Annotated in this window: 25 protein-coding genes; 20 read left to right on the plus strand and 5 right to left on the minus strand. The window is 65.6% G+C overall.

Annotated features, from left to right (window positions below):
• Positions 1 to 735: 735 nt before the first annotated feature.
• From RBB84_RS12005 to RBB84_RS12015, 3 genes are all read left to right on the plus strand, one after another.
• On the plus strand, positions 736 to 1,143 hold the full coding sequence (locus RBB84_RS12005; protein ID WP_350247510.1) for a hypothetical protein: 408 nt from the start codon (positions 736 to 738) through the stop codon (positions 1,141 to 1,143).
• A 519-nt stretch (positions 1,144 to 1,662) separates the two neighbouring features.
• On the plus strand, positions 1,663 to 2,799 hold the full coding sequence (locus tag RBB84_RS12010) for an SAVED domain-containing protein (RefSeq protein WP_350247512.1): 1,137 nt from the start codon (positions 1,663 to 1,665) through the stop codon (positions 2,797 to 2,799).
• Positions 2,800 to 2,851: 52 nt separating this feature from the next.
• Positions 2,852 to 4,003 (plus strand): nucleotidyltransferase, encoded by a 1,152-nt coding sequence (locus tag RBB84_RS12015; protein WP_350247514.1) that lies wholly within the window; start codon positions 2,852 to 2,854, stop codon positions 4,001 to 4,003.
• Positions 4,004 to 4,684: 681 nt separating this feature from the next.
• Here RBB84_RS12015 and RBB84_RS12020 read toward each other — a convergent pair.
• From RBB84_RS12020 to RBB84_RS12030, 3 genes are all read right to left on the minus strand, one after another.
• On the minus strand, positions 4,685 to 5,737 hold the full coding sequence (locus RBB84_RS12020; protein WP_350247515.1) for a DUF2637 domain-containing protein: 1,053 nt from the start codon (positions 5,735 to 5,737) through the stop codon (positions 4,685 to 4,687).
• Positions 5,738 to 5,872: 135 nt separating this feature from the next.
• Entirely contained in the window at positions 5,873 to 6,193 is a 321-nt protein-coding gene (locus tag RBB84_RS12025; protein ID WP_350247516.1) for a hypothetical protein, read from the minus strand.
• The gene (locus tag RBB84_RS12030) at positions 6,190 to 6,972 is read right to left on the minus strand and encodes a ParA family protein (protein ID WP_350247517.1); all 783 of its coding nucleotides are present in this window, start codon (positions 6,970 to 6,972) and stop codon (positions 6,190 to 6,192) included. Before RBB84_RS12030 ends, RBB84_RS12025 begins: the two co-directional genes overlap by 4 nt.
• Positions 6,973 to 8,442: 1,470 nt before the next feature.
• Between RBB84_RS12030 and RBB84_RS12035 the strand changes: the two genes are divergently transcribed.
• On the plus strand, positions 8,443 to 9,525 hold the full coding sequence (locus RBB84_RS12035) for a hypothetical protein (RefSeq protein ID WP_350247519.1): 1,083 nt from the start codon (positions 8,443 to 8,445) through the stop codon (positions 9,523 to 9,525).
• On the plus strand, positions 9,522 to 10,103 hold the full coding sequence (locus RBB84_RS12040) for a hypothetical protein (protein WP_350247520.1): 582 nt from the start codon (positions 9,522 to 9,524) through the stop codon (positions 10,101 to 10,103). The genes RBB84_RS12035 and RBB84_RS12040 overlap by 4 nt, the downstream gene beginning before the upstream one ends.
• On the opposite strand, the gene RBB84_RS12045 is transcribed toward RBB84_RS12040, so the two are convergent.
• Both RBB84_RS12045 and RBB84_RS12050 read right to left on the minus strand, forming a co-directional pair.
• Positions 10,100 to 10,447, minus strand: a complete 348-nt coding sequence (locus RBB84_RS12045; RefSeq protein ID WP_350247522.1) for a helix-turn-helix transcriptional regulator — start codon at positions 10,445 to 10,447, stop codon at positions 10,100 to 10,102. The two genes, RBB84_RS12040 and RBB84_RS12045, sit on opposite strands and share 4 nt — an antisense overlap.
• Positions 10,448 to 10,664: 217 nt before the next feature.
• On the minus strand, positions 10,665 to 11,117 hold the full coding sequence (locus RBB84_RS12050) for a helix-turn-helix transcriptional regulator (protein WP_350247523.1): 453 nt from the start codon (positions 11,115 to 11,117) through the stop codon (positions 10,665 to 10,667).
• Between the two features lie 196 nt (positions 11,118 to 11,313).
• Here RBB84_RS12050 and RBB84_RS12055 point away from each other — a divergent pair, with 196 nt between their 5' ends.
• From RBB84_RS12055 to RBB84_RS12125, 15 genes are all read left to right on the plus strand, one after another.
• On the plus strand, positions 11,314 to 12,915 hold the full coding sequence (locus tag RBB84_RS12055; RefSeq protein ID WP_350247525.1) for a cutinase family protein: 1,602 nt from the start codon (positions 11,314 to 11,316) through the stop codon (positions 12,913 to 12,915).
• Between the two features lie 30 nt (positions 12,916 to 12,945).
• A complete protein-coding gene (locus RBB84_RS12060) occupies positions 12,946 to 14,058 on the plus strand; it encodes an insoluble domain protein (protein ID WP_350247527.1) in 1,113 nt (370 codons plus the stop codon).
• Positions 14,059 to 14,125: 67 nt separating this feature from the next.
• The gene (locus tag RBB84_RS12065; RefSeq protein ID WP_350247528.1) at positions 14,126 to 15,163 is read left to right on the plus strand and encodes a hypothetical protein; all 1,038 of its coding nucleotides are present in this window, start codon (positions 14,126 to 14,128) and stop codon (positions 15,161 to 15,163) included.
• Positions 15,160 to 15,933, plus strand: coding sequence for a hypothetical protein (locus RBB84_RS12070; RefSeq protein WP_350247530.1), 774 nt, complete (start codon positions 15,160 to 15,162; stop codon positions 15,931 to 15,933). The genes RBB84_RS12065 and RBB84_RS12070 overlap by 4 nt, the downstream gene beginning before the upstream one ends.
• On the plus strand, positions 15,930 to 16,502 hold the full coding sequence (locus RBB84_RS12075) for a hypothetical protein (RefSeq protein WP_350247531.1): 573 nt from the start codon (positions 15,930 to 15,932) through the stop codon (positions 16,500 to 16,502). The genes RBB84_RS12070 and RBB84_RS12075 overlap by 4 nt, the downstream gene beginning before the upstream one ends.
• Positions 16,503 to 16,520: 18 nt before the next feature.
• The gene (locus tag RBB84_RS12080; protein ID WP_064257214.1) at positions 16,521 to 16,814 is read left to right on the plus strand and encodes a hypothetical protein; all 294 of its coding nucleotides are present in this window, start codon (positions 16,521 to 16,523) and stop codon (positions 16,812 to 16,814) included.
• Between the two features lie 16 nt (positions 16,815 to 16,830).
• The gene (locus tag RBB84_RS12085; protein ID WP_350247532.1) at positions 16,831 to 17,199 is read left to right on the plus strand and encodes a hypothetical protein; all 369 of its coding nucleotides are present in this window, start codon (positions 16,831 to 16,833) and stop codon (positions 17,197 to 17,199) included.
• Positions 17,196 to 17,801, plus strand: a complete 606-nt coding sequence (locus RBB84_RS12090; protein ID WP_350247533.1) for a hypothetical protein — start codon at positions 17,196 to 17,198, stop codon at positions 17,799 to 17,801. The genes RBB84_RS12085 and RBB84_RS12090 overlap by 4 nt, the downstream gene beginning before the upstream one ends.
• On the plus strand, positions 17,798 to 18,637 hold the full coding sequence (locus tag RBB84_RS12095; RefSeq protein ID WP_350247534.1) for a hypothetical protein: 840 nt from the start codon (positions 17,798 to 17,800) through the stop codon (positions 18,635 to 18,637). The genes RBB84_RS12090 and RBB84_RS12095 overlap by 4 nt, the downstream gene beginning before the upstream one ends.
• A complete protein-coding gene (locus RBB84_RS12100; RefSeq protein WP_350247536.1) occupies positions 18,619 to 20,211 on the plus strand; it encodes a hypothetical protein in 1,593 nt (530 codons plus the stop codon). Before RBB84_RS12095 ends, RBB84_RS12100 begins: the two co-directional genes overlap by 19 nt.
• A complete protein-coding gene (locus RBB84_RS12105; protein ID WP_350247538.1) occupies positions 20,208 to 21,713 on the plus strand; it encodes an SCO6880 family protein in 1,506 nt (501 codons plus the stop codon). Before RBB84_RS12100 ends, RBB84_RS12105 begins: the two co-directional genes overlap by 4 nt.
• A 15-nt stretch (positions 21,714 to 21,728) precedes the next feature.
• Positions 21,729 to 23,480: an ATP-binding protein gene (locus tag RBB84_RS12110; RefSeq protein WP_350247539.1), complete on the plus strand. Its 1,752-nt coding sequence runs from the start codon at positions 21,729 to 21,731 to the stop codon at positions 23,478 to 23,480.
• Positions 23,477 to 23,791 carry a hypothetical protein gene (locus tag RBB84_RS12115; RefSeq protein ID WP_350247541.1) on the plus strand — a complete coding sequence of 105 codons (315 nt, stop codon included), beginning with the start codon at positions 23,477 to 23,479 and terminating at the stop codon, positions 23,789 to 23,791. Before RBB84_RS12110 ends, RBB84_RS12115 begins: the two co-directional genes overlap by 4 nt.
• Positions 23,788 to 25,419 (plus strand): M23 family metallopeptidase, encoded by a 1,632-nt coding sequence (locus tag RBB84_RS12120; protein WP_350247542.1) that lies wholly within the window; start codon positions 23,788 to 23,790, stop codon positions 25,417 to 25,419. Before RBB84_RS12115 ends, RBB84_RS12120 begins: the two co-directional genes overlap by 4 nt.
• 14 nt (positions 25,420 to 25,433) lie before the next feature.
• The gene (locus RBB84_RS12125) at positions 25,434 to 25,985 is read left to right on the plus strand and encodes a hypothetical protein (RefSeq protein ID WP_350247544.1); all 552 of its coding nucleotides are present in this window, start codon (positions 25,434 to 25,436) and stop codon (positions 25,983 to 25,985) included.

Consider the following 25,985-nt stretch of genomic DNA (forward strand, 5'->3'; position numbering starts at 1 on the left):
CCGATTTATTCGGTTGTAGGTTTGTCGAGATGCAGCGAAGATTGACAAACCCGACCGCATAGATTGACAACGACCCCCAGAACGAAACCGCGGCCACCTGCGCTTATCTGCCGGGAAACGGTTAGTGTCGCCTAATTTCTGTCAAAGTAGCCTGTCAATCTAGCCTTGCAGTCCTACAAGGTTCCACGATTCGGTGTCGGTTTCCAGATTTCGTGTCAGTAGCGTGTCATTTTCCACGTTTCATGTCGGTCGGCACCGTGCTGGATGGACACTGGGAGAGTGCCCCTGACCATTGAGTTTGAGGTCAGGTACATGCAGGAACCAGGTGCTCCTGTCGCAATGGCCCCTCACTTCGGCGGATCCGTGTCGGATGATCCAGGGACTACTTGTACGGAAAGTCCGTAGCCATCCCCGTCAGCGGCACTATTCCGGGATTTTCTGCGGTTACAGCCATGGTCACGTCGGGCCTGACGCGAACCTCCAGCGCCACCGATCAGCGCAATCGGACGATGCGACCCCAGTTGCTTCACGCCGCATCACCTCGGCCATCAGCCGGCCTTTCCTATGATGCGCGAGGGGCACGGACCACCGGGACGTACGGTCGGTCCTCTGCCGATCGACTGCTCCGGTTGCAGAAAGGAGTGAGACGCGATGGTGTACATCGGCAGAGCCAGCGTCGACCGAATGTTCTGTGTGAAAGACGCGGACGATCGGGCCTGGGAAGAACTTCCTCCGTTGCCCGAGCCAGGTTTCGGTCTGCTCGCGGCCGACACCGGGATGGTCTACGTGTACACGGGGATGTCCATGGGACCACTCGACCTGCAGGTCGAGGTCCTCGGTGATGCTCCCGATCTCGTCGACAGCGGATGGGAAGACATCGAGGAAGCCTCGCTGCAGACCTACTCGGATATCGCCACGGTCCTCACCGGCGCGGAGGAACCCGTCGACGGCTTTCCGGACACGGTGCTCTCGGCCGGTGCCGGAACCTACCGGGTCCGCGCCTATGCCGCAGGGCGCGATCTGGCGTGGGATCTCGTCGTCGACGAGGTGGTCGAGCGATACAAGCTGCAGATCTGGCCGGCACCGTACGCGCCACCGCGTATCGTCCAGCATCGCAGCGCACACGCCGTGATGGGCTACTAGAAACTGCTGTCGGCAGGCAGGACCGAGTTGATCCCGTTGTCGAGCGGACGACCCCGCGAACACGTGAGGTCATTCTGGAACGGTCAGTAGGACGGGACCGGAATTTCTGAGGATTCCGACAAGATCGTGAGATTTTCGCTACCGCGAAGTCGCCGAGGGAGTGGTTAGGGCGCTGGGCGGTGACCGTTCGATGACATCTCTCCACGAGTGGGACCGACGAATCCGAGTCCGGGTCAAGCACGATGGAATCGTATATTTAGGGAAGAAGTGGATTATTCGCACAACATATTGGGTCTACGCGGCGTGTCGCGTCCGAAATGTCGGTACTGCGACGTAAGCTATGGACGCAGATGAACTTCGACTACCAAACATGGATCGAATACGTGTTCGTAACCAGAAACTCTCTGACTGAGGCCAAACACTCCACCCCTCGCTTGCGCACGAAACCATAGGAACCTCGCGATGCCCTCGACCTCTGACTCGAAGAATCTCCCAGCTGTCGACCGCGAGGGGAAGCGCGTGGACGTTACCGACCCTGATGCAAGGCGGGTGTGGGTCGCTGCAGGAGGGCGGTGCACCTTCTGCAAGGAGTTCCTCGCCGAGGACGAGACTACCGGCCAGTCTGTATTTATCGGACAGTTGGCCCACATTGTGGGCGCCACCAGGCAGAAGGGGTCGCCGCGCGGCGGAAGCTCCAAGACACCCAAGCAGCGCGCGATGCCGGAGAATCTGATGCTTCTGTGTCCTGGCGAGCACAAGGTCATTGATACCTTCGAGCACTGGTCCACCTACGACGAGAAGCAGCTTTTAGCTTTCAAGCAGCAACACGAGCGGGACGTTCGGGAACTGACTGGGCTGTTGCGCAAGCCCAAGAGCACCGTGATCCGCGTGTCGGGGAGCATCCGAGATCACGCAGTCGACTTCAGCAAGCAGGCCGTTATCCGGGCTCTCCTCCGGGAGCAACGGTTCCCCGACTTCAGTCTTCACAACGACAGCCAGAACTGTGAGGTCGACCTGCGCCCCCACGATGGTGAGGACGACAGCGACGACACCTACTGGAAATCGACCAAACTTACGCTTGAGAAGCGCCTTCGACCGCTGAACAACCACCTGAAGACCAAGGAAATCGACCATATCTCGGTTTTCGCGCTCGCACGCATTCCAATCCTCATTCAGCTCGGCGTCCTGCTCGACGACATCACCAACGTCACCGTCCACAACCGTCGCCGCGGAAGCGGGGAAGGATGGGGCTGGTACGCGGAAGGACGAAGCAAGAACCTCACGTTCGGCGTGACGGAGGTGCCCGGGGAGGGCGATCCGGTCGTCACCTTCAGTATCAGCGGACCAGTAGATCTCGATGCGCTCCCGGTGGAGTTGCAAGGTAAGCCGCGCTACGACATCCGCGCCGAAGGAGTGAAGCTCCATCCCAAGATTCTGCAGAGCTCCGAGGATCTTGAAGCCCTCATCGACAGGTGGCGGGAAGTTCTCGCGACCATCGAAGCGGACCATCGCAACCAGCCGATCAGCCTCGTCCTGGCAGTGTGCGCCGCCGCCGCGGTCGAGATCGGCCGCGCCCACATGACAGCAGCCCACGCTCCACTCCGGGTGTTTGACCGTATCAAGAACACGTACGCCCTGGCTCTGGAGACAAGTTGAAGACCCCCGCAAGCGCCACCGCCGCCGCCGAGCCGACCGAAAGTAGTCGTACATGACGATCCTTGCCGACAGCAGAGAAGCGCAGATCTCGCAGCTCCTTGGAACTACCATCGAGCAGCTCGATATCACCGACTCTGCCTTCAGAGCTGCTGAAAGTTGCTACCTGGACCTCGGCGACCATCTCTCTCAGGCAAACGCGCAAGTTTATGTTCAGGGCAGTTTCATGCTCGGCACCGTCGTGCGCCCGCACCACCGCGACGGCGAGTACGACCTAGACCTCGTGTCCCAACTCGATGTCGCTAAGACCTCTACCACGCAGCAGGAACTCAAAAAGAGGGTAGGCGCACTGCTCGACGACTACCGCAAGGAGCATAACGGTGAGGCCTGCGAAAGCCCTGGCAAAGTCTCCGAAGGCCGACGCTCCTGGTGCCTGCACTACGAGAACTTCCACATGGATGTGCTGCCCGCCATTCCGGACGCCGATTCCCCGTCGGCGACCGCGATCGAGCTCACGGACCGCAACCTACGGAACTGGCAGAAATCCAACCCGCTGGCCTACGTCGAGTGGTTCCGCACCCAGTGTGCCAAGCAGTTCGAGGAAGAACGCGCCATACTGGCCAGTTCTTACGGCTCGGTCGACGCGGTACCTAATCACCGAGTGCGCACCCCACTTCACCGCGTCGTGCAGATCCTAAAGCGCCACAGGGACATCTACTTCGCTGGCGACCTCGATGACCGCCCACCGTCCAGCCTCATCACGACCCTTGCCGGCAAGGGATACGAGGGCGAAACGGACCTCGTTGACGCGACCATGAGCGCAGTGCAGAGAATGCCCGAGCACATCGAAAAGCGCAGCGGACGGTACTGGGTGGAAAATCCCGCATGTGACGGTGAAAACTTCGCTGACAAGTGGAACGAGTACGAGATTCGACGCCTGAAGTTTGAAGGCTGGCGAGCGGCCGTCGAGCGTGATCTCAACGAATTCCTTCTGGAGCGTAAGGGAGTGGTCGCGCTCCACCAGCGGATCGCAAAGGTTTTCGGCAACGCCCCGGTTGAAGACGCCCTGAAGACGCTCGGTGCACGAACCAATTCTGCCCGGGAAAACGGGAACGTCCACTTCTCGACTGGGGGGCTCCTCACGACAGCATCGACGGCAACCGCCGTCCCGGCACATAGGTTTTTTGGTGGCGAAACCGCGCGGTAGACAGCTAACTATCACTCAACAAGCCCTTCGTCTGCGGCAGCAGTTTCCCGACGAGTCGGCACCAATCTTGAAGGGTGGGACTCTTTTCTGGTCAGTCACTCTGCGACCAACACCGATGAGCGTCCATTACAAGGTAGGGGTTCAGTACAAGCATCGGCAACGCCCGAGAGTTAAGGTCCTGACCCCAATTCTTGAAACACGCCTAGGCGAACCATTGCCCCACGTCTACCCGGGCGACGAGCTCTGTCTGTACTACCAGGACGAGTTCGTCGGGTCTGAACACTTCATCGCCGACACCATCGTCCCGTGGACAAGCGAGTGGCTCTACTTCTACGAACACTGGATGTCCACTGGATCTTGGCTTGGAACCGAAGCGCCGCATGGGCCTGGCATCAAGAAGCGGTAGTTCGCTCATCTGTGATCGATGGGGCGCACCGCATGCCTTTCGGGTACTTCATCGGCCTCACGGGGGAGGTAGCGCGAATCATTTGGCGCGCCGCGTGTGCGTGGTGGACGCCAGGCCGGGCTCATCGCCCCGCTACTGATATGTAGGGAAAGGTGTCAGAGGGCCAGTTCCTCGATTGCCGCTCACAGCTCTGGGGCCAGGTTGCAAAGGCCACTTATGCAGGCGGCGGACAGCTTTCTCCGTCGCCTGCATGAGCGATGTTCCGATGCTGAGGTCTAGAGGAGGGAGGGTTCTTTCACCGGATCGGCAGCCTCGACAACAGGCAATGGCGGTACCAGAAACCCTTCGGTCTCGGCGGCCTGACAGAACTGCCGCCACCGTCGGCTGACGGTGGACTTGTCGATCTGCAACCGGTGAGCAACATCGATCTGCCGCAGTTGCGGGGACTGGATCATCATCGATGCCACTACTTGAACGGTTTCGTGGAACTCGGAGTCGGCGAGGAATCGAAGCAACCCGTCCTGGGTCTGCGCATATCCGTTGCGCGTGACGGGAACCGCAGATTGTCCCATTGGTGTCGGCTCGACAACCGAGTTGTAGGCGAAGGTGGTTGTTTCCGAAGCAGTTGCACCGCTCTGTTCGGTCACGGGCACGCCCTGCAACGGTGCCGGCGCGGCGCTGCGAGGGGTTGCCAGACCGCCGTCGGCGGTTGCGCCATCCCCGGGAGCGCGAGGCTCGCGGCGCACTGCGGTCCGAGGCACGGTGGCAGTAATGGTCGAAGCGGGTGCAACGGTGTTCGTGAGCACCGGAGCACCTGTAGAAGGTTGGTTGCGCTGGATCATCATCACAAACAAGTGGAACAACGCAAGCCACAGCAGCGGGAAGATCGCAGCAAACAGCGCTCCGATCCAGGGAGCTTGCGGAATGAACCCGAGGTCCTCCCCTGCTGCAACTCGGGCAATGTTGCGTTCGGCTGTCTGCCAGGCATGGAAGGCATTGCCGACCACACTCAACAGCACCGTCACGACGGCCAACGTGGCGCAGTACGCAAGCGAGTATCGGCCGCGGCCGGAGATACGGAAGATAACGTAGCCGGCGGTTGCAGCAGCTTGCGCAACGTCGATGGCAACCGGCGCCATCCATGCTCGTCCCGGTTGCACACCGACCTCGATCGCCAGGGCTCGAAGTGCATCGAACGACAAGATGAAGGACAGCGCTGCGATGAACAGGGTCATTGCGGCCACGGTCACCAACGCCAGTGTCATCTGTCGGCTCATCGGCAACTCGGTTCGCAACGCGGTTGCGGGTGGGGTTGTATCGTCGGGCATGACCGGATGTTGTCCTTCCTGAAGGGTTGGGAGTCCTGGTCAACGGTCCCCTTGCGGTTGCAGCCGCGTAGGGGATCTGCACTGCGTGCGTCGCGGGCATGCAACGCACGCAGTGCTGGGGGTCGTAGTACTACGTCAGAGTCCGTGCTTGTCGAGGTACTCCTGCAGCGCCTTGTCGGTGATCGACGCCTCGCTGATGGTTCGGTCTCCCGTCTCGTAGCGAAGTTTGTCCACTCCCCTACGCAGCCGTGCCTTGATGCTCGGACGGATGCGCGTGTTGTGCGTCGTCGAGAGGCCTTCTGCCGGATCGGTGTCGCTTCCCGTCACTGACGGCGTGACCGAACGTGCAGGCGCGGGGGTCGGCGCGGGCGTTGAGGACTCGATGCGCGCAGGTCGTTCGGGCAGTTCTTCGGCGGGGTGGGTCTTGCGGATCGCCGGCTGACGTTGTGCGGTCACGATGCACCTCCGGTGGTAAGAGATAGTTCGGCAAGCAGATCGCTGTAGGCGGTTTGAAGGGAGATCGCGCGACCACCTCGGAATTGGTGGATGGGTGTCCGTGCACTGTGCGCGTCCTGACGAGTCGCCAGTTCCGGAATGATCGTGCGGGCGACGAGGTCGCCATAGCCCTCCCGCAGTTCGGTCTCCCGGAAGTTGTGCTCGGCGGTGCCGCGGCGGCGGCTGAGGACTATCTTGTCGAAGTTGAGGCGAGGGTTGGCGCGCTTGCGCACCGTGCGGATGGTTTCGTCGAGGCGTTCGACGCCGTGCACACTGTCGATCGTCGGTTCGGTGACCGCTACTACTCCGTCGCAAGCGATGAGGACGGCGAAGAGGACCTTGCCCAAGCTTGGTGGACAGTCGAACAGCACGACGTCGTAGGGACTCAGGTCCAAGCCCTCGAAGGCGACATCGAGGCGGAAGACCAGGTCGTTTGAGCCGTCGGACTCGATTTTGCCGAGCTCCTCGTCGGCGGGAATCAGGTCGACTCCGTCCCAGTCGGTCGCAATGACGGCATTTGCTGCGCCACCTTCGACGGTCTGGTTCATCAGGTGGTAGGTGGTGAGCAGGTCGCCTTCGACGGTCACACCGAGGCCGTTGGTGGCATTGCCCTGGGAGTCGGCATCGACGACAAGGACCTTGCCGCCTTTCGCTGACACAGCACTGGCTAGGCCGAGTGCTGTTGCAGTCTTGCCCACGCCGCCCTTCTGATTGGCAATGGCGATCTTGCGTGGTTGCATTGCGCACCTTTCAGTCGATGATCCGAGTCCGTGTTGCATCACGGCGCGTTCCTCGCGTGGCTTGCGTTGCAGGCGTGCCGTGCGTGGCGTGCCGACGGTGCAATCCTTGCGTTCGTCGCGTGGCTTGCGTTGCAGGCGTGCCGTGCGTGGCGTGCCGACGGTGCAATCCTTGCGTTCGTCGCGTGGCTTGCGTTGCAGGCGTGCCGTGCGTGGCGTGCCGACGGTGCAATCCTTGCGTATCTCGCGTGGCTTGCGTTGCAGGCGTGCCGTGCGTGGCGTGCCGACGGTGCAATCCTTGCGTATCTCGCGTGGCTTGCGTTGCAGGCGTGCCGTGCGTGGCGTGCCGACGGTGCAATCCTTGCGTATCTCGCGTGGCTTGCGTTGCAGGCGTGCCGTGCGTGGCGTGCCGACGGTGCAATCCTTGCGTATCTCGCGTGGCTTGCGTTGCAGACACGCCGTGCAACATACGCAACATCAGCACTGCGTGCACGCCTTGCATGCATTACACGCAACGCATGCGATGCGTGCGGGGGTCGTTCCGCACGCACAGCTAACTTGCGTGACTTGCGTGCATCGCACGCAGTGCTTGCACGAGACGTAAAATGCTTCTCTGGAGAGGGCCTGATTGCCCGCACTTCCCGATCCCTCATGGGGGAGGCAATCGACCTCACGGAAGCTGTTGCGCCGGTCACGCAGCGGAGAGTGCACACTCTCACGAATGGCGTCACCGCAGCTTGCTGACGACGGGACGACGGCGGGAAGGGCTGAACTGGTCGTGCATCATCTGGATGGGTGGTGCTGGAGCTCACATTTTGAGCACGTAGAAATCGGTACGATGCCCAAGGTCGAATCTCCGGATTCGCCGATGTTCCGTCGGGGGGATGTCGGTTGTCGACGCGATTGCTGCGACCCCTCGACTTGGTGTGTGCCGAGTTCTCTAGAGAGCAACGTGAGGCGCCGAGGAGTGGGGAGGGCGTCTGTGGACCCGGTAGTCGGTGCAGTGAGCGAACTACTTGCACATGCGCGGGGGGATGAGGCGGCGTCGGTCTTCGGACTGATTCCGACGATCGAGCGGCTCCGTGACCGTCCCTTGCAGGTGGTCCGTAGTGACGATCTCGCCCCTGGCGTCTTCGGGGTCTGGCGCAGTTATCCGGAGCGGGACGAGATTCACTACGCCCCGTGGGTCGCGACTCCCGATCGGACCGTTGCTCACGAATTCGGGCACATGCTGCTGGGGCACAGGGGGGTGCCCGCGTTGGAGACTGCAAAACGGGCGCTTCCTCCGGAGTGGCATGACATGGCCAGTTTGATGCTGCGCGAGTGTGGCCAGTTCGACGGTCTCGACGAGCCTCGGCGGCGCCTCGAGGTGGAGGCGGAGGCGTTCGCGTCGGAGTTGTGTCGGCGGATTGCCGGGGCAGGTGGGGCTCGGTCGGCTCGGATTCGATCGTTGCTGAACGAGGCGTTGTAGCGGTGTTCGCTTCGATCGTCGTGTCGGTCTTGTTGTGGTGGGTGGCTCTCACTCGGTTGTGGCGTTGGCGCACTTCGCGCTCGGTTCTGACGCTCGGTACCGCTGTGGTGTTTATCTTCATGGCGCTGCACACGACGGTGAATGTCGGTGCGGTCGATCGGCTCATCAGCGAGGCCGTGGGGGTTGCGAACGCAACGTCGGCGGTCAAGCACGGGATCTTCTTCGGGATCTGTCTCGGCGCGTCGATCATCATCGTGGCGCTTCGGGTGCCCGACGTGGATCGTCAGCGGCGGTGGATCGCACCTCTGTCGGCAGGGGCGGCGGCTGCGACCGCGGTGGCGGTCGCGTTGTTCTTCTCGGCGAAGGACGCTCCTCAGGCGACCGATGGCTACCAGTTCGACGAGTTCTACGTGCATCTGCCGGGCTATGCAGAATCCGCCGCCTTCGTGATGGGGATGGCAGCGGTTCTGTGCACCGTCATCACGGTGGTCGTGTTGCTGGGTTGGGACCTGGGCACGCCCTCTGGGCGGGGGCTGGCGATCCTGGCCTGTGGGGTTGCTGTGCTGGCGTCGTATGCGTGGATACGGGGCGGATACATCGTTGCGGCGCGCCTCGGGTGGGTCGAGACCTCGACGTATGCGTTGGATCTGACGACGCAGCTGGCTCTGATCGGAGCGGTTCTGACGACGCTCGGGCTGCTGTGGTCCTCTATCGAGGGGGTCTTCCGGAGTCAGAGGCAGCGTCGGGACTTCGCGGAGCTGTACATGGTGGTGGTGAAGGAACGCTGGCCCGGCGTGGTGCGGGACTCGCGGGCTTCGTTCGATCCCTCCCGGCGCACCGCGGACCGGGCGAATGAGGTGCTCGATGCGCTGTCGATGCAGGCCGATGTGGACAAGTTGCCCGAACATGGCTTGCCGGCCACTCCGGAGTCGGTCGCGCGATGGGTGCATACAGGGGAATCCGGAGGCATCGGGGTCGATGGGTTGCGGCCCCCGGTGGGGTTCGATGCGGTGAAGTGGGTGCGCGCCATCGGTAGGGCGTTCCAGGATATTCACCTCTGCGATAAGGCGGAGATGCGAAAGTGAAAGACCTGGTGGCCAGGGCGCTGACCGAGATCGCTGCGCCGTGGACGGTCAATATCGCGTCGTGCCTGATTCTCGGTTTCGCGATCGGTCATCCGGCCTGGGGCGCCTTCGTTGCGCTCTTCGCCGGGGTGTTGCCGATGGCGTTGATCGTGTGGGGGATGGTGCGTGATCGGATCGGGAACCATCACGTGACGGAGCATTCGGAACGTCATGGGTTGATCGGGGCGATCCTCGTCCTGGTGCTCGTTGCCCTGGTTGTGCAGCTCGTAGCTCAGGGGCCGAAAGAGATGATCGCCCTGACGTGCGCGGGCTTGGTGACCCTGGTGGGGATCGGAGTCTGGACCAGTGGGGTCGGCGTCAAGGCCTCGGTGCACATGGGGGTGTGGTGCGGCGTTGTCGCTGTCCTCGCGCTCGCACTGTCTCCTTGGTGGTGGACCGGATTGGTCCTCGCGCCGGCGATCGCATGGTCCCGGATGAGGTTGAAGCATCACACGAGGAAAGAAATCGCGGTCGGTGCCGTCACCGGCCTGGTCATCGCGCCGTTGACGTATCTCGCGATCGTGAACTTCCCCTATTAGGGCCGGGTGGGTTCGTCGTCGTAGGGGTTGTAGGTGCGAGCAGCCGCTTCGACGTCCTCGGTTCGCAGGGATTGCACCCACGAGATGTACCGCACAGCTTTTTCGAACGAGTCGTCGTCTGCGAAGTACTGCAGCGGGACGCGGAAGAAGTCGGCGAGATCCTGGACGACTTTCAGGCCCGGATTAGGGCGTTGCCCGTTGAGCAGCATCGAGATGTAGCCCTGGGTGATGGATCCGCCATTGTTGCGGATGCCATCGACGATCTCGTTCATGGTGAACGGCCCCCGGTCCTTGGGATGGACATTGTCGATCAGATAGCGGAGCTTTTCGGCGAACGTCGCCACGGTGGACCTCCTCGTGAATCTCGACAACGGCCAGGTGAACCGGGCTTGTCAAATCTACAACCACCCCCACTGCGTGAATCGACTCGCCGCTGTGGGGGCTCCTCTACGTCCATCGTCTATCACCACGGTAATATTACGATCGTGATTTTGACCTTCGGGGGGTTTCCGATCGGACGGTCGACGAAACGCAGGAGTGCGGGTGAATGTGCCGGCGGGGTCACCGCGTCGGTCTGCCCGACCGTCGGTGAGCGCGCATCCACAGCGCTCTCACCTGTTCCTCGGTCGTGTCGAAGATGCGTGCCAACTTCAGGCATTCGGCATCGGTCAACGGGCGCTCGCCCCGTTCGAGACGGGAGTAGGTGGACTTCGACAACCCCAGTTCGTGAGCAATGTCGACCTGCGCCAGGCCCTGTCGGGTCCGCCAGCTCGCCAGGGTTTGTACCCCGTCCGGCACGACGGCAAGTTCGCTCATTGCAACGTCGAGGACTGAGGCCACGCGTTCAAGTGCGCTCGGGCTCGGTGCTCCCTCGCCGGTCTCCCAGCTGCGGATGGTGTTGTACGTGACCCCGGACAAGCGTCCGAGGTCGGAGCGGGACAGGCCCCGCTCGCGGCGCACCTCGGTGAGCCGGGTGGGATCGAACCCGTACAGGGCGCGGCGCGGCACACTCACCTCCGTCTCGGGTCCACTCCGGTAACTCTCGCACCAACTTTGCCGCATATGCGCAGCTAGGTGGAAATCACCGCCGACATTCTGTAGGAAATAACTGTGGGAAATAACTTCGATCTGGAGTAAGGTCGTAGCCGTGAAGGAGGGGAATATGAGCGCGTGGCCCAAACGCTTTGCAGCCGTATCATTTTCGGCAGCTGTGCTGGCTACTGCCGGCCTGGGTACCGCCCCGGCCTATGCCCAGTCGAGTACGGGCGATGAACCGCACTGGCTCGGCGAGCTGGTCTCGGACTGCCCGGATCTGTACGTGCTCGGAATGCAGGGCACCACCGAGACCTCGCCCGATGCGCCGGTGAAGGTCGATACCGGAATGCTCTCGAACATCATGGGGCCGCTGCTCGATCAGGCCCGCCAGCTGGGCGCGAGCGTGGACCGGGCGTATGTGCCGTATCCCGGTTCGTTCGGTGGCCTGACACCCGGCGGCACCGAGTCGTATGTCGAGTCGGTGACCGCGGGGGAGGAGAACCTGTCCCTGGCGGCGCAGAAGGTGCTCTCGCAGTGCCCCTCGGCCAAGCTCGCCGTCGTCGGCTTTTCTCAGGGCGCCCATGCCGCGTCGAACTTCCTGCGTTCGGTCGGTGAGGGCACCGGGGCCGTTCCGGCCCGCTCGGTCGCAGCCGGTGCCTTGTTCGGCGCGCCGACCCGCAGCCCCGGATCGGGATTGTTCCCCGGGACCTCGCAGACAGCCCCGTCACCGGTTCCCGGTACCAGGGGAGAGGCGGTCAAGGCGCTGTCGTCGGTGTCGTTCACCGCCCCCGAGGGGGGTGGCATCGGGCCGGTCGCCGATCTGACCAGCAGCTACGGCAGCCTGTCGGGGCGGGTGTCGTCCTGGTGCCAGGGCGGGGATCTGGCCTGTGATGCGCCGGCGAACGCCCCGGTCGTGCGGGCGGTGGTCAACGTCGCCGGTCAGGTCGAGGTCGGCGGGGATCCGTTCGTCGCGATCTCCACGGTCGGACGGGCACTGGCGTCGACGGCGTTCAAGACCGCCGTCGATGTGGTCAACCAGGACATCCAGGCGCCGAAGAGCGCGCTGTCGGCGATCTCGGTCCAGCCGAAGAAGACCATCTCGCAGCGTCTGGCCGAGGCATCCGATCCTCGGGCGAAAGCTCCGACGGGGCAGGAAGTCACGGCAGCGTTGATGAAGGTCGGGCTGATCGGCATCAACGCGGCGGTCACGGTCGTCAAGAAGGTGCTGACCCCGGAGACGATCGCGGCGGTCGCGGCGGCTGGGCTGGCGAATCCGGCTGTGGCCTTCGGTGTGCTCGCGGCCAAGACGGTCAGTGTGCTGCCCGAGCTGGTCCCGCCGGCGACCTCGCAGCGGTTGGTGCGGCAGGCGTTCCAGGTCGTGCAGAACGAGGTCAAGGCCAACCGGGACGCGTTCGACCTGGTGGCGATGACGACGGTGCGCAATGTCGCCGCCGAACACGGCTCCTACGGGTCGGTCCCGGCCACCGCCAGCGGGCAGGCCCCGACCCGGTTCGCTGCCTCTTGGCTCGCTGCGGTGGCCTCCGACCTCAGCGCTGCGGCCGACTCCACCACCTCCACGACGGTGACCTCCACCTCGACGACGCCGACCACCACGACGGTCCAGTCGTCGGCGACCTCCACGACCGTCTCGACCACCCCGTCGTCGCAGACGGCGACGTCCACCACCTCGGAACCGGCCGTGACCACCACGACTGTGGTCGACGCGGGACCGACGGTGCTCGATCAAGGCGGCATCTCGGCCGCCGAACTCAACTGATTCACGCCTCGACAGAAGAGAGAACCACTGATGAGCAAGCATCACAGGCCGTCACGGATCGCCAAGGCGAGCGTCGTGCCCGCCACGGCCGTCGCGATCGTGGCAGCGGGCACCGGGGTGGCCTGGGCCGCTCCGGTCGAGCTGCCCTCGCAGGGCGGGGTGACCACCCCGGCACCGTCCACCCAGGGCGGCACCACCAGCGCGCCGAAGCCGCCGGCCAAGCAGATCTACTGGACCCCGCCGCCGGCGCAGCAGCGCGAGTACGCGCCGCTGCCGGACTACAACTACGACACCAACCGCTATGAGCGTCAGTCCACTCCGGCGCCTATCAACCCGCTGGAGCTGCGTGCTCCGCAGCCGGTCGAGCCGGAGCCGATCTACATCGCTCCGCCCGAGAAGATCATGATCGGCGACTTTCACTTCAACCAGCCGAATTGGGTCACCGACGACGACCGGGAGCGCACCAACAACACCGCCGGTCTGATCCGGTCGGACGTGGCGACGTTCTACAAGTCGATCGGTATCGAAGCCAGCCGGGCCGATCGTGTCGCTGCTGCTCAGATCGGCGCGACGGTGGCCGGTGCGGCAGCCGGCGGGGCGGCCGGTGCCGTTCCCGGTGCCCTGATCGGCGGCACCATCGGCGGTATCGCCGGTGCCACCGCCGGTGGTGTGGTGCCGCTGCCGATCCCGGTGCTGCCCGAGGTCACCACCGGGGTCGCCGGGACCGCAGCCGGAGCAGCGATCGGCGCTGCGGTCGGTGCGGTTCCCGGCGCAGTGCTCGGTGGCGCGGCCGGTCTGGCTGCGGGAACCGCCTTCGGTGCCGGTGACGACGAAGGTCAGCCCATCGAGGTGGAACTGCCCGACGTGGGCGAGGACGTGCTCACCGAGCAGGCCGGTTCCACGGTCGAGCAGTGGCAGTCCTCCGGTCCGGTCGGACAGGCCGCCGCCGACGCAGTCCGCAACGTCGTGCAGACCGCTCCGCAGGTCGATTCGCAGGTCCGTGAGTGGGTCAAGGTCCAGCCCGGTGGTGAAGGCGTGATCGCCGGTGTGGACAACGCTCTGGACACCTTCTTCGGCGGTTCGGCCGGCACTGCCGCCGAGATGATCTCCACCGCGATCGGTGACGGCATCGTGCCTGCCTGACCTGCCCGAACAGTTTTCCGGTGGGGGCGGGTAGCCCCGCCCCCACCACCCGACGAGGGGGAACACTTTGTCGACCGACAATCGAGGCACACTCTTCCCGGACGTAACCGAGCACTACGGGCCGCAACCGACTCCCACCGAAGACACCGACACCGGATCGGTGCACTTCCCGATCCCGGACGAGACGATCGCCGACGCGGCGCTCGCCTCCTCGGACCTCGAACCGGTCGCTGCCGAGACCACCTGGGAATCCGACGACGATGCGGTCATCCAGACCGACCTGGAGCCGATCGGCACTGCTGAGACCCAAGTCGCCGACACTGCACCGGCCCCGCACCCTGACACCGAGGCCGGCGACGACCCGTATGCCACCGCCCCGGACTGGGTGCGCGCCCACATTCCCCGAGGACCGCTGGTGATCTCGCAGCGCAGTCGTGGGGGACTCAAGTCCGCGATCGGTCGCAGCCGTGCTCCCCGTCGCGCCCCGGCCGCGCCCGACCTCGTCGAGCAGACCGCCGCTGCGCCGGTCACCGACACCGCTGCCGCTGCTCCTGCGAAGCCCGGTAGCGATCGGTCCCGGACCTGGATGCTCGTCGGTGGCGGTATCGCTGCCCTGGCAGCGATTTCCGCGGTGGTAGTGAACGTGATGAGCACGGGCACCGACGAACCGGAGACGCCGCTGCCGCCGGTCACCGCAGTGGCCTCATCGTCGGCGACCCCCACCACGACCGAGGCGGTGGCAGCCCCGCCGTGGTGCGCCCCGGTCACCGAGCCGGATCGGATCGTCGGCAACGGCCCCGGTGGACGCGATTCCGGTCCGGCGGTGATCCAGGCGTTCGAGCACGCCTACTACGTCCAGCGGGACGGCAAGGCAGTCGCAGAGCTGATGGTCCTGCCCGGCAACGATATTCAGAGCTTCATCGACGCTGTTCCGGCCGGGACCGAGCACTGCGTGACCGTGCTGCCGACCGAGGACCCCAACCGCTGGTCGGTCGATGTGCTGCTGAAGTTCCCGCCCGTGGGAGACGAAGGCATCCACAAGCAGTGGATCACCACCATGCCCGCCGACGGCGGCGTGAAGATCGCGAACGTGGAGAACCGATGAACAACGTTGTTGCATTTCGCCGTAGCCCGAAAATCGAGCAGCCCGAACAGGTCTCGGCCATCGTGGTGGCCGGCTCCGGGGGAGCGGCCGCGACCACGACCTGCTTCGGCCTGGCCACTGCCCTGCGCCTGGGAACCGATGTGCAGGTGGCCGCGATCGACGGCACCTTCGGCGGCGGGAACCTGCTCGATCGTGTCGGTGTCGAACCGATCGACCCATCACGGGCGGTCCGTCAGCTCGGTTCACGCATGGCTCTGAGCACGGCCGGTGCCGTGGTCGTCGGTCACGGCGAATCCTCCGATTCGGTGCTGGTGGACAGCCTGCTCGCCGATCGGCATCTCGCCCGCATCCACGATGTCGGAACGGCGTTGCGCTCGCGCCGTCTGGCTCCGCTGATCGAGGCCGGGGCCGCGATCGTCGTCGTCGCCCCGGCTCGATCCGAGCCGCTGAGCCGGATGCGCGACGGTCTCGAATGGCTGATGCGCACTTACGGGCCGGACGTGCTCTCCCGCACGGTGGTGTCGATCTCGCACCAGCTTCCGCAGCGCCTGGTCGATCTGACCCCGATCCGGGAGGCGTTGACCCCGCTGACCGCCGGGTTCGTCGAAGTTCCCTTCGATGCGAGCCTGGCTCGTCCCGGCACCGTCGATCACCGGCATCTGTCGGTGGCCTCGATCGATGCCTGGACCGACGTGCTCGACGCCCTCGGCCGCATCGAGGCCGGCCATCACGACACCGACCACCGGGCCGGGACGGAGGAGCTGGCATGAGCAGCAGAGAGCGCATCAGTTTCGAGGCTCGGGTCGAGCCGTACCCGGTGGCCACCCCCGGCCCGGCGGTGTGGTTGCTCGGCGCGCACGGCGGATCCGGCGTGTCCACCCTGGCTCAGTATTGGAGCTTCGCCGACGACGCGAAGCACCAGTGGCCGTGTGGCACCGACCGTGAGGTCGAATCACCGTATGTCGTGGTGGTCTGCCGCGAAAACATTCAGGGCTTGTCCAGCGCCCACGATCTGATCCTCGAACACCGCAACCGCGATCTGGCCTGCGAGTTGCTCGGCCTGGTCACCGTGGCCAACGCGGCCGGAGCGCCGCCGAAGGACGTGCGCCAACTGCGTTCGATCGTCACCGGCGCAGTGCAGGCGCACTGGTCGATCGGCTGGCACCGCTTCCTGGCCTCGGCTGCCCGCTCGAGCCTTCCGACCTGGAGCGCCCTCGACGGCGTGCCCATCCAGACCAAGGGAGCGGTCATCGACGTTCCCGAGGACGTGATCGCTGCCGGGGTCGGCATCGTCACGGCAATCCAATCGAGTCTCCCGACCTTGTGGTCGGTGCAGTAATCACACGGAGGACAACTCATGCTCCAGACGGTTGTAGATACCGCGTATCTCGCGCAGGGTGCCGTCAACTTCGACATCAACCCGGAAGTGCCTCCGGGCGCGAACGGCCTGCTCAAGCTGCTGAACTGGCTGCTGTGGGGCGTCACGCTCGCCTGTGTTGCGGCCCTGATCTTCTCGGGCGGCAAGTTCGCGTGGGAGAAGTGGCAGCACGGCTCGGGGGACTCGCCGAAGATGCTCGTCGGCTCGCTCGTCGGCGCGATCGTGGCGATCTCGGCGAACCAGATCCTCGGCGCCGTCACCTCTGCGGCGTAAGGGCGGGGGTCAAGCGATGCAGGTATCCGCTCAAGGGGTCGTTCCCCTTCCCGGCGAGGTCGTCGATGGTTTCCAAACGCTGCTGGGATATGCGGCCGGGATCGTCTTCATCCTGTGCGTGGCCAAAGTGATCTTCGTCGGCGGACGCCTGGCCTGGGACCACAAGCACGGTGCCGGCATCGAATCCCCCACTGCCGCAGAGTTCGTCGCGGCGAATATCGGTGCGATCCTCGCCGGCGGCGTGGCCGCGACCATCGCCACGATCCTGCTGGCCACCGCCCAAGGGCCACAAGCCCAGCAGATCGGAAGCGGCCATTCCCCGACGGTCATCGACCAGCTCGAACAGATGCAACAGCAATCCGGCAACGAGGAGAACGAACGATGATGCGTCGGTGGGCGCGAGCAGCGGTGGTCGCGGTGGCGCTGGTTGCCACCGGTTGCGGAGGATCGAACCCCCCCGAGTCCGAGCTGTCGATCACCGATCCACCGCAGATCAACCGGTGGATCACCGTCGGCGGGATCGAGGTGCCGATCGGCACCACCGACGGCCCCAGCAACGGTGAATGGGAACCCTTCGCCGGATTCAGCCACACCCCACAGGGAGCGGCGCTGGCGGCGATCACCCAGTCGGTGCAACTGTCCACCGCCTCCGATCGCACCTGGCCCCAGATCCTGGCCGGTGTAGCCGCACCCGGCGAAGGCCGCGACCTGTACGCCGCCCACCGGGGGCTGGTGGAGATTTCGGGAACCGACCCCGAGATGGTGCCGACCATCGTCGGCTACACCATCGCCGACTACAGCGACACCGCCGCCACCGTCGATGTCGTGCAGCGCTTCTCCGATGACTCGCTCGCCTCCTCGACCACCGAGGTGGTGTGGATCGACGACGACTGGCGACTGAACCTGCCCAGCGAGACCGCCGCCACCATCACCGCTCTCGACGCAGTGCCGTCGGAGCTGGTCGATCTCGAGGAGACCCGTAAGTGACCGAGCAGAACACCACCGACTCGACCCACGAGAAGAACACTCCCTCACTCGACGCCGAGAACGAACGCGCATCGTCGGCCACCAAACTCACCATCGGCTTGGCAGCGGTGGCCATCATCGTCGTCGTCGGTGTCGTGGTCAGCCTGGTGATGGTCTTCCGAGGTGATGACGCCGATCCGTTGGTCTCTCTCGATCCGACCACCGGCAGCGGCGCCACCGCCCCGGTCGAAGGCGGACAGTTCGAGCCGGACCCGGTGTTCGACCGGTTCGAGCGCGTTGTCTACGTGCCGCTCGACCCGAACGGGGTGATCTTGTCCGAGACCCTCGCAAGCGGGAACCGGCCTGCCGATCAGGCACCGAGCGGTGTGATGCTCCAGCGCATTCACGGGAACATGGATCTTCCGTTCTCCACGTCCGACGGTCCTACCGGGTTCACCGACACCGGCGTGGCCACCGGCTTCGCGCGCACGGCGCAGGGAGCAGCACTGGCCGCAACCCACTACCTCTCCTACCTCCTCAGTGGAGACAACCGCGCCGAGATGGTCGCGGAAGCGGGTCACTCGTCGGACCCGACACTGCTGCTGGAGGGCGTGAGAGTGCCTGACGACACGGGGGTCTCGGCGGCACCAATGGTCAAGGTCAATTTCAACCCAGACCTGTCGCTGGTCAAGTTCGGTGTCACCGTCGAGCGGTCCAACGGAGCGACCGAGATTCAGGCGACGAAGATTCCGGTGGTGTGGCGTGAGGGCACCGGATGGGTTGTCCAGCTGGATTCTCCGGCCTTCAGCAGCGATTTCGAGCCGCTGTCCTCCGAGGGGTGGCAGCAGTGGTGGTGAACCGCGGCGTGCTCGCCGGTGTGCTCCGGCTGCTCGCCGTGCTCTGCACCGTCGCGGTCGTTGGCATCGGCGCAGCGGGCGTGGCCCTGGCACAAGACACGGCTCCATCGGGGGACTCGCCTAGCGGCAACTTCGACAGCACCGAACCCACAGGCGAGAGCGAGAACAATCCTGGGTTTGCCTGGGAAGAAACCCTTCTCGGGGGCGCTGCCTGTGCCAACCCCCTTGCGGCTGCCGCCAGCGGAGCACTCAATGCCTTCACAGACGCAGACGTCCCGAGTTGCGCGGACGCAGCCGGCAACGTCGTCGATGCCGGCACAGGGGCGATCGCGGACGGCATCAATGATGCGGCTGCGGGTGCAGTCGAGAAGACGGCACTGTGGATCGGCAACGCGGGTGTCGCGGTGCTCAAGTTCGCGCTCGGATGGTGGATCACCAGCACCGAGATGGACGGGGACACCTTCCAGACGACGGTGGCGACGGTCAACGACTACACCTTCTACATCCAGGTTGCGGCCCTGTCGTTGTCGCTGATCCTGCTCGGTGGGCGGCTGGCGCTGGCCCGCTCCGGCGCGATCCGCGACACCTCGGAAGAAGGGCTCAAGCAGATGGCCCGTGCGGCGGTGCTCGCCGGGGGAGCATCGACGCTGATCGTGCTCGGCACCGAACTGTCGGACCAGATTTCCGCCTGGTTCATGGATAGTGCGGTCGGCTCCGATCCGTCCCGCCTGGCCGAAGCGATGGTTTCGATTCAGCTGTATGCGGGTCCGGCCGGTGTGGGGCTGCTGTTCCTGATTGGCATCATCGGCATGCTCGGCGGGTTGATGATGGCGTTTTTGATGCTGCTGCGCACCGGGATTCTCGTGCTCATGGCAGCGGCGCTGCCGATCGCGGGCGCGGCCGGAGGAACGAAGGTCGGCAGCCAGGCATACGAGAAGATGCTGGCCTGGACGATCGCGTTCCTGCTGGTCAAACCGGTCGGAGCGTTCGTGATCGGGGTCTCGGCGATCCTGTTCCTCGAGGCCACCCCGACCATCACGGACCCCGAGAACGGCGACGGGTTCATGGCCCTGTCCGGGGTCATCACCTTGTGCGCTGCGGCGCTGGTGCTGCCCGCCCTGATGCGGCTGATCGTCCCGAATGTCGGCGCACTCGGAGGTGGCGGCAGCGGCCTGGCCGCAGCCGCCGGCCTGGCCGCAGTCGGTGCGAAGGTCGGCGGGATGATCGCCACCGGCGGTGCCAGCGGCGCAGCATCCGGTGCGGCGACTACCAGCACCACGACGACCACCACGACGACAACCACCACGGGTCCCCCGAGTGGGGCTGCACCGTCCGGTTTCGGTGCCGCAGGTGGTGCCGGGGATGGACAGGCAGGCGGCAATCAGAACGGAACTCCGTCCGCCGGCGGCAGCGCCGCCGTCGGCAGTGGTGGTCCGCAGGGCAACGATTCGGGCACCCCCGGCGCCGCTGCGTCCGGCAGTTCCGGTGCGGGCGGTTCCGCCCGCACCGGCTCCGATGCGCCTGTGGCGACGGGGGCCGGTCACCAGTTCAACCGAGGGGGCTTCGAACAGTGAGCAACGAGCCGACATTCAACACCTACGGCAACTGGCGACGGCCCCGCAGCACCGGCCTGCTCGGTGCCACCTTCGGCACCTCGGTCGCGGCGATCCTCGCTGCGGCGGCCGTCATCATCGCGGGCCTGTTCCTCGGCATGACGGTCGCATTGTTGCTGGCCATCCCGGTGATCGTGTGCTTTATCCCCCTGGTCATCTCCCGTGACGGCCGCTCCGGTTACGAAAGGGCACTGATGCGATTCCAGTTCTGGCGCGGCCGCCGCCGCGGTGAGCACGCCTACGCCTCGGGCACGTTCTCCCGCGTTCCCGGGCGGGCCTACCGTCTTCCCGGCGTGCTCGGCGACACCGAGCTCTACGAAGGCATCGACTCCGACGGGCGCAGCTTCGGCATGATCCACATGCCCAGTCGCAACGCCTACACCGTCGTCTTCGACGCCTATCCCCAAGGCGCCGAAGCCGTCGATCAGGACGTGATCGACCACTATGTCGGCAACTGGGCACAGTTCCTGTCCGGGGCCGGTGAGACCTCGGACATCCTCGCGGTGGTCACCACCGTCGAGACGCTGCCCGAGACCGGCATCGAACTGTACGAAACGGTGCACCAGAACACCCGCGCCGACGCCCCGCAGCTGGCCCGCGATGCGGCCTACCAGCTCGCCACCGGCTTGACCTCCGGCGGTATCCGCCTCGCAGCGAGGATCGCGATCACCTTCGAGGCCAAGACCACCGAACGCAAACAGGACCCCTCCGAGCAGGCCGTCGAACTCGGCCGGCGTCTGCCCGCCCTGACGGCGTCGGCAGCACGCTCCGGTGTGCCCTGCTCGCCGATGGATGCCGACGAAATCATGGCGTTCGTGCGCCGCTCCTACGACCCGGCCTCGCTCGTCGATGTCGAAGCCGGCGTGTACTCCGGCGAGGGAACCGGGTTGACCTGGGAAGACTGCGGTCCGCGGACCGCCCTCGAAAGCGCCGACGGCGGCAAATACGTCCACGACGGTGCGGTGTCGGTGACCTGGGAGATGCGCGAAGCCCCCAAGGGCGCAGTGACCGAACGGGTACTGCAGCGCCTGCTGGCCCCGAACGAGGCGGTGCCGCTCAAGCGGGTCTCGGTGATCTACCGGCCGCATTCGGCCGGGGAAGCGACCGACATCGCCGACAGCGACTACCGCAACGCGATGGCCGAAGCACACGGTGGGTCGCTCAAGAACGGATCGATCGGTTCGGCGAAGTCGCAGATCGAGCTGGCGGCCACGGCCCAGGCCCGCATGGAACAGGCCCGAGGTGCCGGGATGGTGCGCTTCGGGGTGCTGGTGACCGTGACCGAACCGGCCGGCAGCTCCGATGTGCCGAAGATCGACGCCCTGGTCGAGGACCTCTCGCGGCAGAGCCGGCTGACGATCCGCCGCTCGTGGTGCTGGCAGGCCGCCGCGTTCGCGGCCTCCCTCGGTGTCGGGGTCATCGCCCCCGACCACACCACCATCCCGTCGTTCCTGAGCAACTAGGAGGGGGACGCTGTCATGGGTAAAGCCACGACCTCGACCCGGATCGCGCAAGCCGAGAAGATCGCCAAGACCCTGCTGTCGGACGACGAGTTGTCCGCTCTCGAGGAGCAAGCGGCCTCGGCCACCGGCCTCAAGAAGGCATGGAAGAAAAGCCTGGTCAACCGCCAGTACAGTCGCCGGGCGACGGTCGAGCGGTTGACCCGGATCAATTCCGACGGCTTCGACCGCCCGCTCGCCGAGCTCGACGCCCGCGGATTCGACGGGGTCGGTGGGGGCCGGATGTCGACGGTGATGCCCCCGGTCGAATACCGCGGCACCTCGGTCCAGGTCGCTGGGATCTACCCGTGGATCGTCGGGGCGAAGGCACCGCTGCTGGGCACCCCGCTGGGGCGGCATCTGACCACCGGCGCGGCCGTCGGGTTCGATCCGCTCTACGCCTGGAAGATGAAGGCGATCACCGCCCCGTCCTGTTTCATCTGCGCGCTCAACGGCTTCGGCAAGTCGACGCTGCTGCGCCGGATCGCCCTCGGCGACATCGCCCGCGGCACGTTGGTGCTCGTGCCCGGTGACGTCAAGCCGGACCTGCGGGTGCTCACCGAGCAGGTCGGCGGGCAGGTCAGCGAGGTCGGCTACGGCACCGGCGCGATCAACCCGCTCGACCGCGGCCCGATCGGCGATGCGATCGAGCAACTGCCCGCCGGTTCCCTCGAACGGGAAAAGGCCGAGTTCGCGCTGCACGCCCGCCAGCTGAACATGATCTGTGCTCTGCTCGAGATCGTCCGCCGCGGCCCCCTGAAGGACTTCGAGGAAACCCTGCTCGCCTCGGCGATCCGGCTGCTCTACGCCCCGGACTCGCAGTTCACCACTACGCACGCAGCTCGGATCGAGGACCTGCTGACGCTGATCGCGGCCGGCCCCGAGGAACTGAAGGACGATGCGGTGGCCGACACCGACGAGGAATACCGGGGTCAGATCAAGCCACTGCTGCGTTCGCTGAGAGCGCTGGTCAAGGGCCGATTCGGAGAAACCTTCAACCGGCACAGCACCGTGCGGATCGACATCACCAAGCCGATGGTGGACCTGGACATGTCCTCGGTGCCGCCCGGTGACGAATTGATGCGGGCCGCTGTGCTTCTCGCCGGCTGGAACGAAGCGTTCGCGGCGGTGGAGGCGGCGCACATCCTGGCCGACAACAAGGTGCCCGGTGCCAAGGCTCTGGCGGCGCACATCATCTTGGACGAGGTCTGGCAGGTGATCCAGACCGGCAGCTCGGCCGTGGCGCGGCTCGATGCGGTGCAGCGGTTGCAGCGGTCGATGGGCGTGGCGATGACGATGGTCACCCACTCGCTCGCCGACTTCGAAAAAGTCGGGGCCCTGGGCATGATCGAACGCTCCCGCGCCCGCATCATCGGCCCGGTTCCCGAGGCCGAACTCGACCGACTCGGCCGGTTCATGAAGTTCTCCCAGGCTGAGCGGGCGATGGTCACTGGCTGGGCCAACGACACCACGTCCTCGGTGGAGGAACGCAAGGCGATGCGCCAAGCACGCCACAAGGTCACCGGAGACGGCGATGGCACCGTCTCGGCGGGCAGTAAGCGCACCGCCGCCGGTGTCGGGCATTTTCTGCTCAAGCTCGGCGAAGGCGCAACGCCGGGCACCCCGTTCAAGGTGTGGGTGCCCCAGGCAGAGAAGGATTCCGGGATTCACGACACCGATGCCCGTCTGCGGGCCGCCGACGAGGAACGAGCCAAGGAGGTCGCCGCATGAGCCGGCGGGAGCGACGCGGCCGTCGCCGGTACACCGTGGTCGATGACCTCACCCGTGAGGCCGCGATCGAGGCGGTCCTGGGGCGCATGAAGGCCGGGGACAGCTTCACCGCTGCTACGCGAGCCGCAGCTGCGCAGCTGGATGTGGCCGAGACGACGGTGCGGGGCTGGGTCAACCGCTCCGGCCGTCGCCCTCGCCGCACCCCGCAGGAAGTCGCCGCCCTCGAAGCAGAGCTCGCACTGGCGCAGGACCTGAACCGGGCGCTGGCACGCAAGCACGGAGTTGTTGCCGAGGATCTGAGCCTGCGGTGAACGACAAGGGGGGTACCGGCCTGATCGCGCTCATTCTGGCACTCACACTCATTCCGTTCTTCCTGCTTCTCGTCCTCGTGATGGGGATCCAGGACGAACACGACCGTCAGGCCGGCACGAGCTGCCTCGGACCCGGCTCCGGCCTCGGATCCGGCGACAAGCTCGCACCGACGGGCTCGTTCATCAAGCCAGTCGACCCCTCCACCGTCACCTTCACCTCCGGATTCGGCCAGCGCTGGGGCACCGAGCATCAGGGCATCGACCTGGCCGGAGCCATCGGCACCCCGATCTACGCCTCAGCCGACGGGGTGGTGCGCAATGCCGGTCCCGCCAGTGGGTTCGGGCAGTGGGTGGTGCTCGACCACGTGATCGACGGGCAGCTCGTATCCACCGTGTACGGGCACATCGAGACCTACAGCGTCGCGGTCGGCGAGCAGGTCCGCGCCGGTCAGCAGATCGCCACGCTCGGCAACCGAGGAGAATCGACCGGCCCGCACCTGCACTGGGAAATCTGGCACGGCGGCTGGGGAGCCTCGGCGGTGGACCCGCTGCCCTACTACGAATCCGCCCCCGCACCCGGGGACACGTCGGCCGGGCCGGCTACGCCGATGCCGTCGGCCCCACCGGAAGGGAATCTGGCGCAGCCGTTGCCGCCGTCTGCCGGCTCCGAGCAGGGCCTGCAGGTCGATGCCAAGAAGATCGCCCGTGCCCTGCACCTGCGCTTCGGCGACCGCATTTCGAGCATCGGCGGGTGGCGCGCCGACGGCGGCTACGCCACCGACCACACCGAAGGCCGGGCCGTCGACGCGATGATCCCGAACTACCGCTCCGGCGACGGGGTGACTCTCGGGGACGAGATCACCGACTACGTCTTGGCTCATGCGGAGGTTTTCAACGTCGAGTACGTGATCTGGCGGCAGACCTACTACCCGGTCGGTGGTGCCCCGAGCCTGATGGACGACCGCGGCTCGGAAACCCAGAACCACTTCGACCACGTGCACATCACCGTCCGGGGACAGGGCACCGACGAGACCCTGGTGTCGTGGGGATCGCTGCCCGGTGGCAGCGGCAACGCCACCGCAGCGGCGGCGGACTGTCTGATGTCCGGGGACGGGGTGGGCGACTACCTCGCCGACGGCACCGTGCCGGAGGAGTTCGTTCCGTGGATCGAGCGGGCCGGGTCGATCTGCCCGCAGATCAGACCGTCGCTGCTCGCTGCCCAGCTCGCCGCCGAGAACGGCTTCCGCCACGGAGACTCCGCTCCGGTGTCGGTCACCGGGGCGATGGGACCGGCGCAGTTCATGCCGGGCACCTGGGCGAGCTACGGCCGCGACTACGACGGCGACGGCCGGGTCGATGTGAACAGCATCGGCGATGCCGTCATGGCCCAGGGCCACTACATGTGCACCATCGCCGCCACCATCGACGGCTGGATCGACAACGGGGTGGTCTCCGCACCGAACGGGCGCACCGAGCTGTATCTGGCCGGCTACAACGCAGGCGAAGGCGCCGTCCTGAACTCCGGGGGATTCCCCACCGGACACACCGACTACGTGGTCCAGACCCGTCCCTACGCCGACAAGATCATCGCCGCCGAACCGCAGTACCGGGCGATGAGCAACCAGTGAAAGAAGGCAAGCCCGTGCAGATCACACGAGTCACCGTCGCGGCGGTATGCACCGCGGCCGCCGTCGCCCTGACCGGCTGCGGCAGCGACACCACCACCGGTGACCAGCACGTTCACCAAGGCAGCGACGCCCACGAGGTGATCGAACCGCTCTCACCGCAGCAGATCGACGCCGACGACACCGCGATCACCGCGATGGGGATGATCCTGTCCTGGCAGCCCGCGATCGACGAAAGCAAAACCGACGCCCTGATCCGGGCCACACCGTATCTCGGCGGAGACCTGCTCGCCGTCGCCGAATCCGGCAGCCGTGCCGACGTCCGGCCCGATGCGGACTGGCAGCAGTGGGCGGCGGCGAAAGACGCCGTGACGGCGGTGTGCGCCCATTCGGACACCACCCCGGTCGCCCCGGCCGGGATGCGCACCGTGGTCATCGACGTGATCTGCACCCAGACGGTGCTGCACGCCAGCGGGCGCAGCACGCGCCTGACCCCGCAGCTGTGGCGCACCACCACCGTCCGCACCGACGACGGGTGGCGTTTGACCGACTTCCGATTCCAGCAATAG

The sequence above is a fragment of the Rhodococcus sp. D-6 genome, from assembly GCF_040256695.1.
GTDB lineage: Bacteria > Actinomycetota > Actinomycetes > Mycobacteriales > Mycobacteriaceae > Rhodococcus > Rhodococcus pyridinivorans.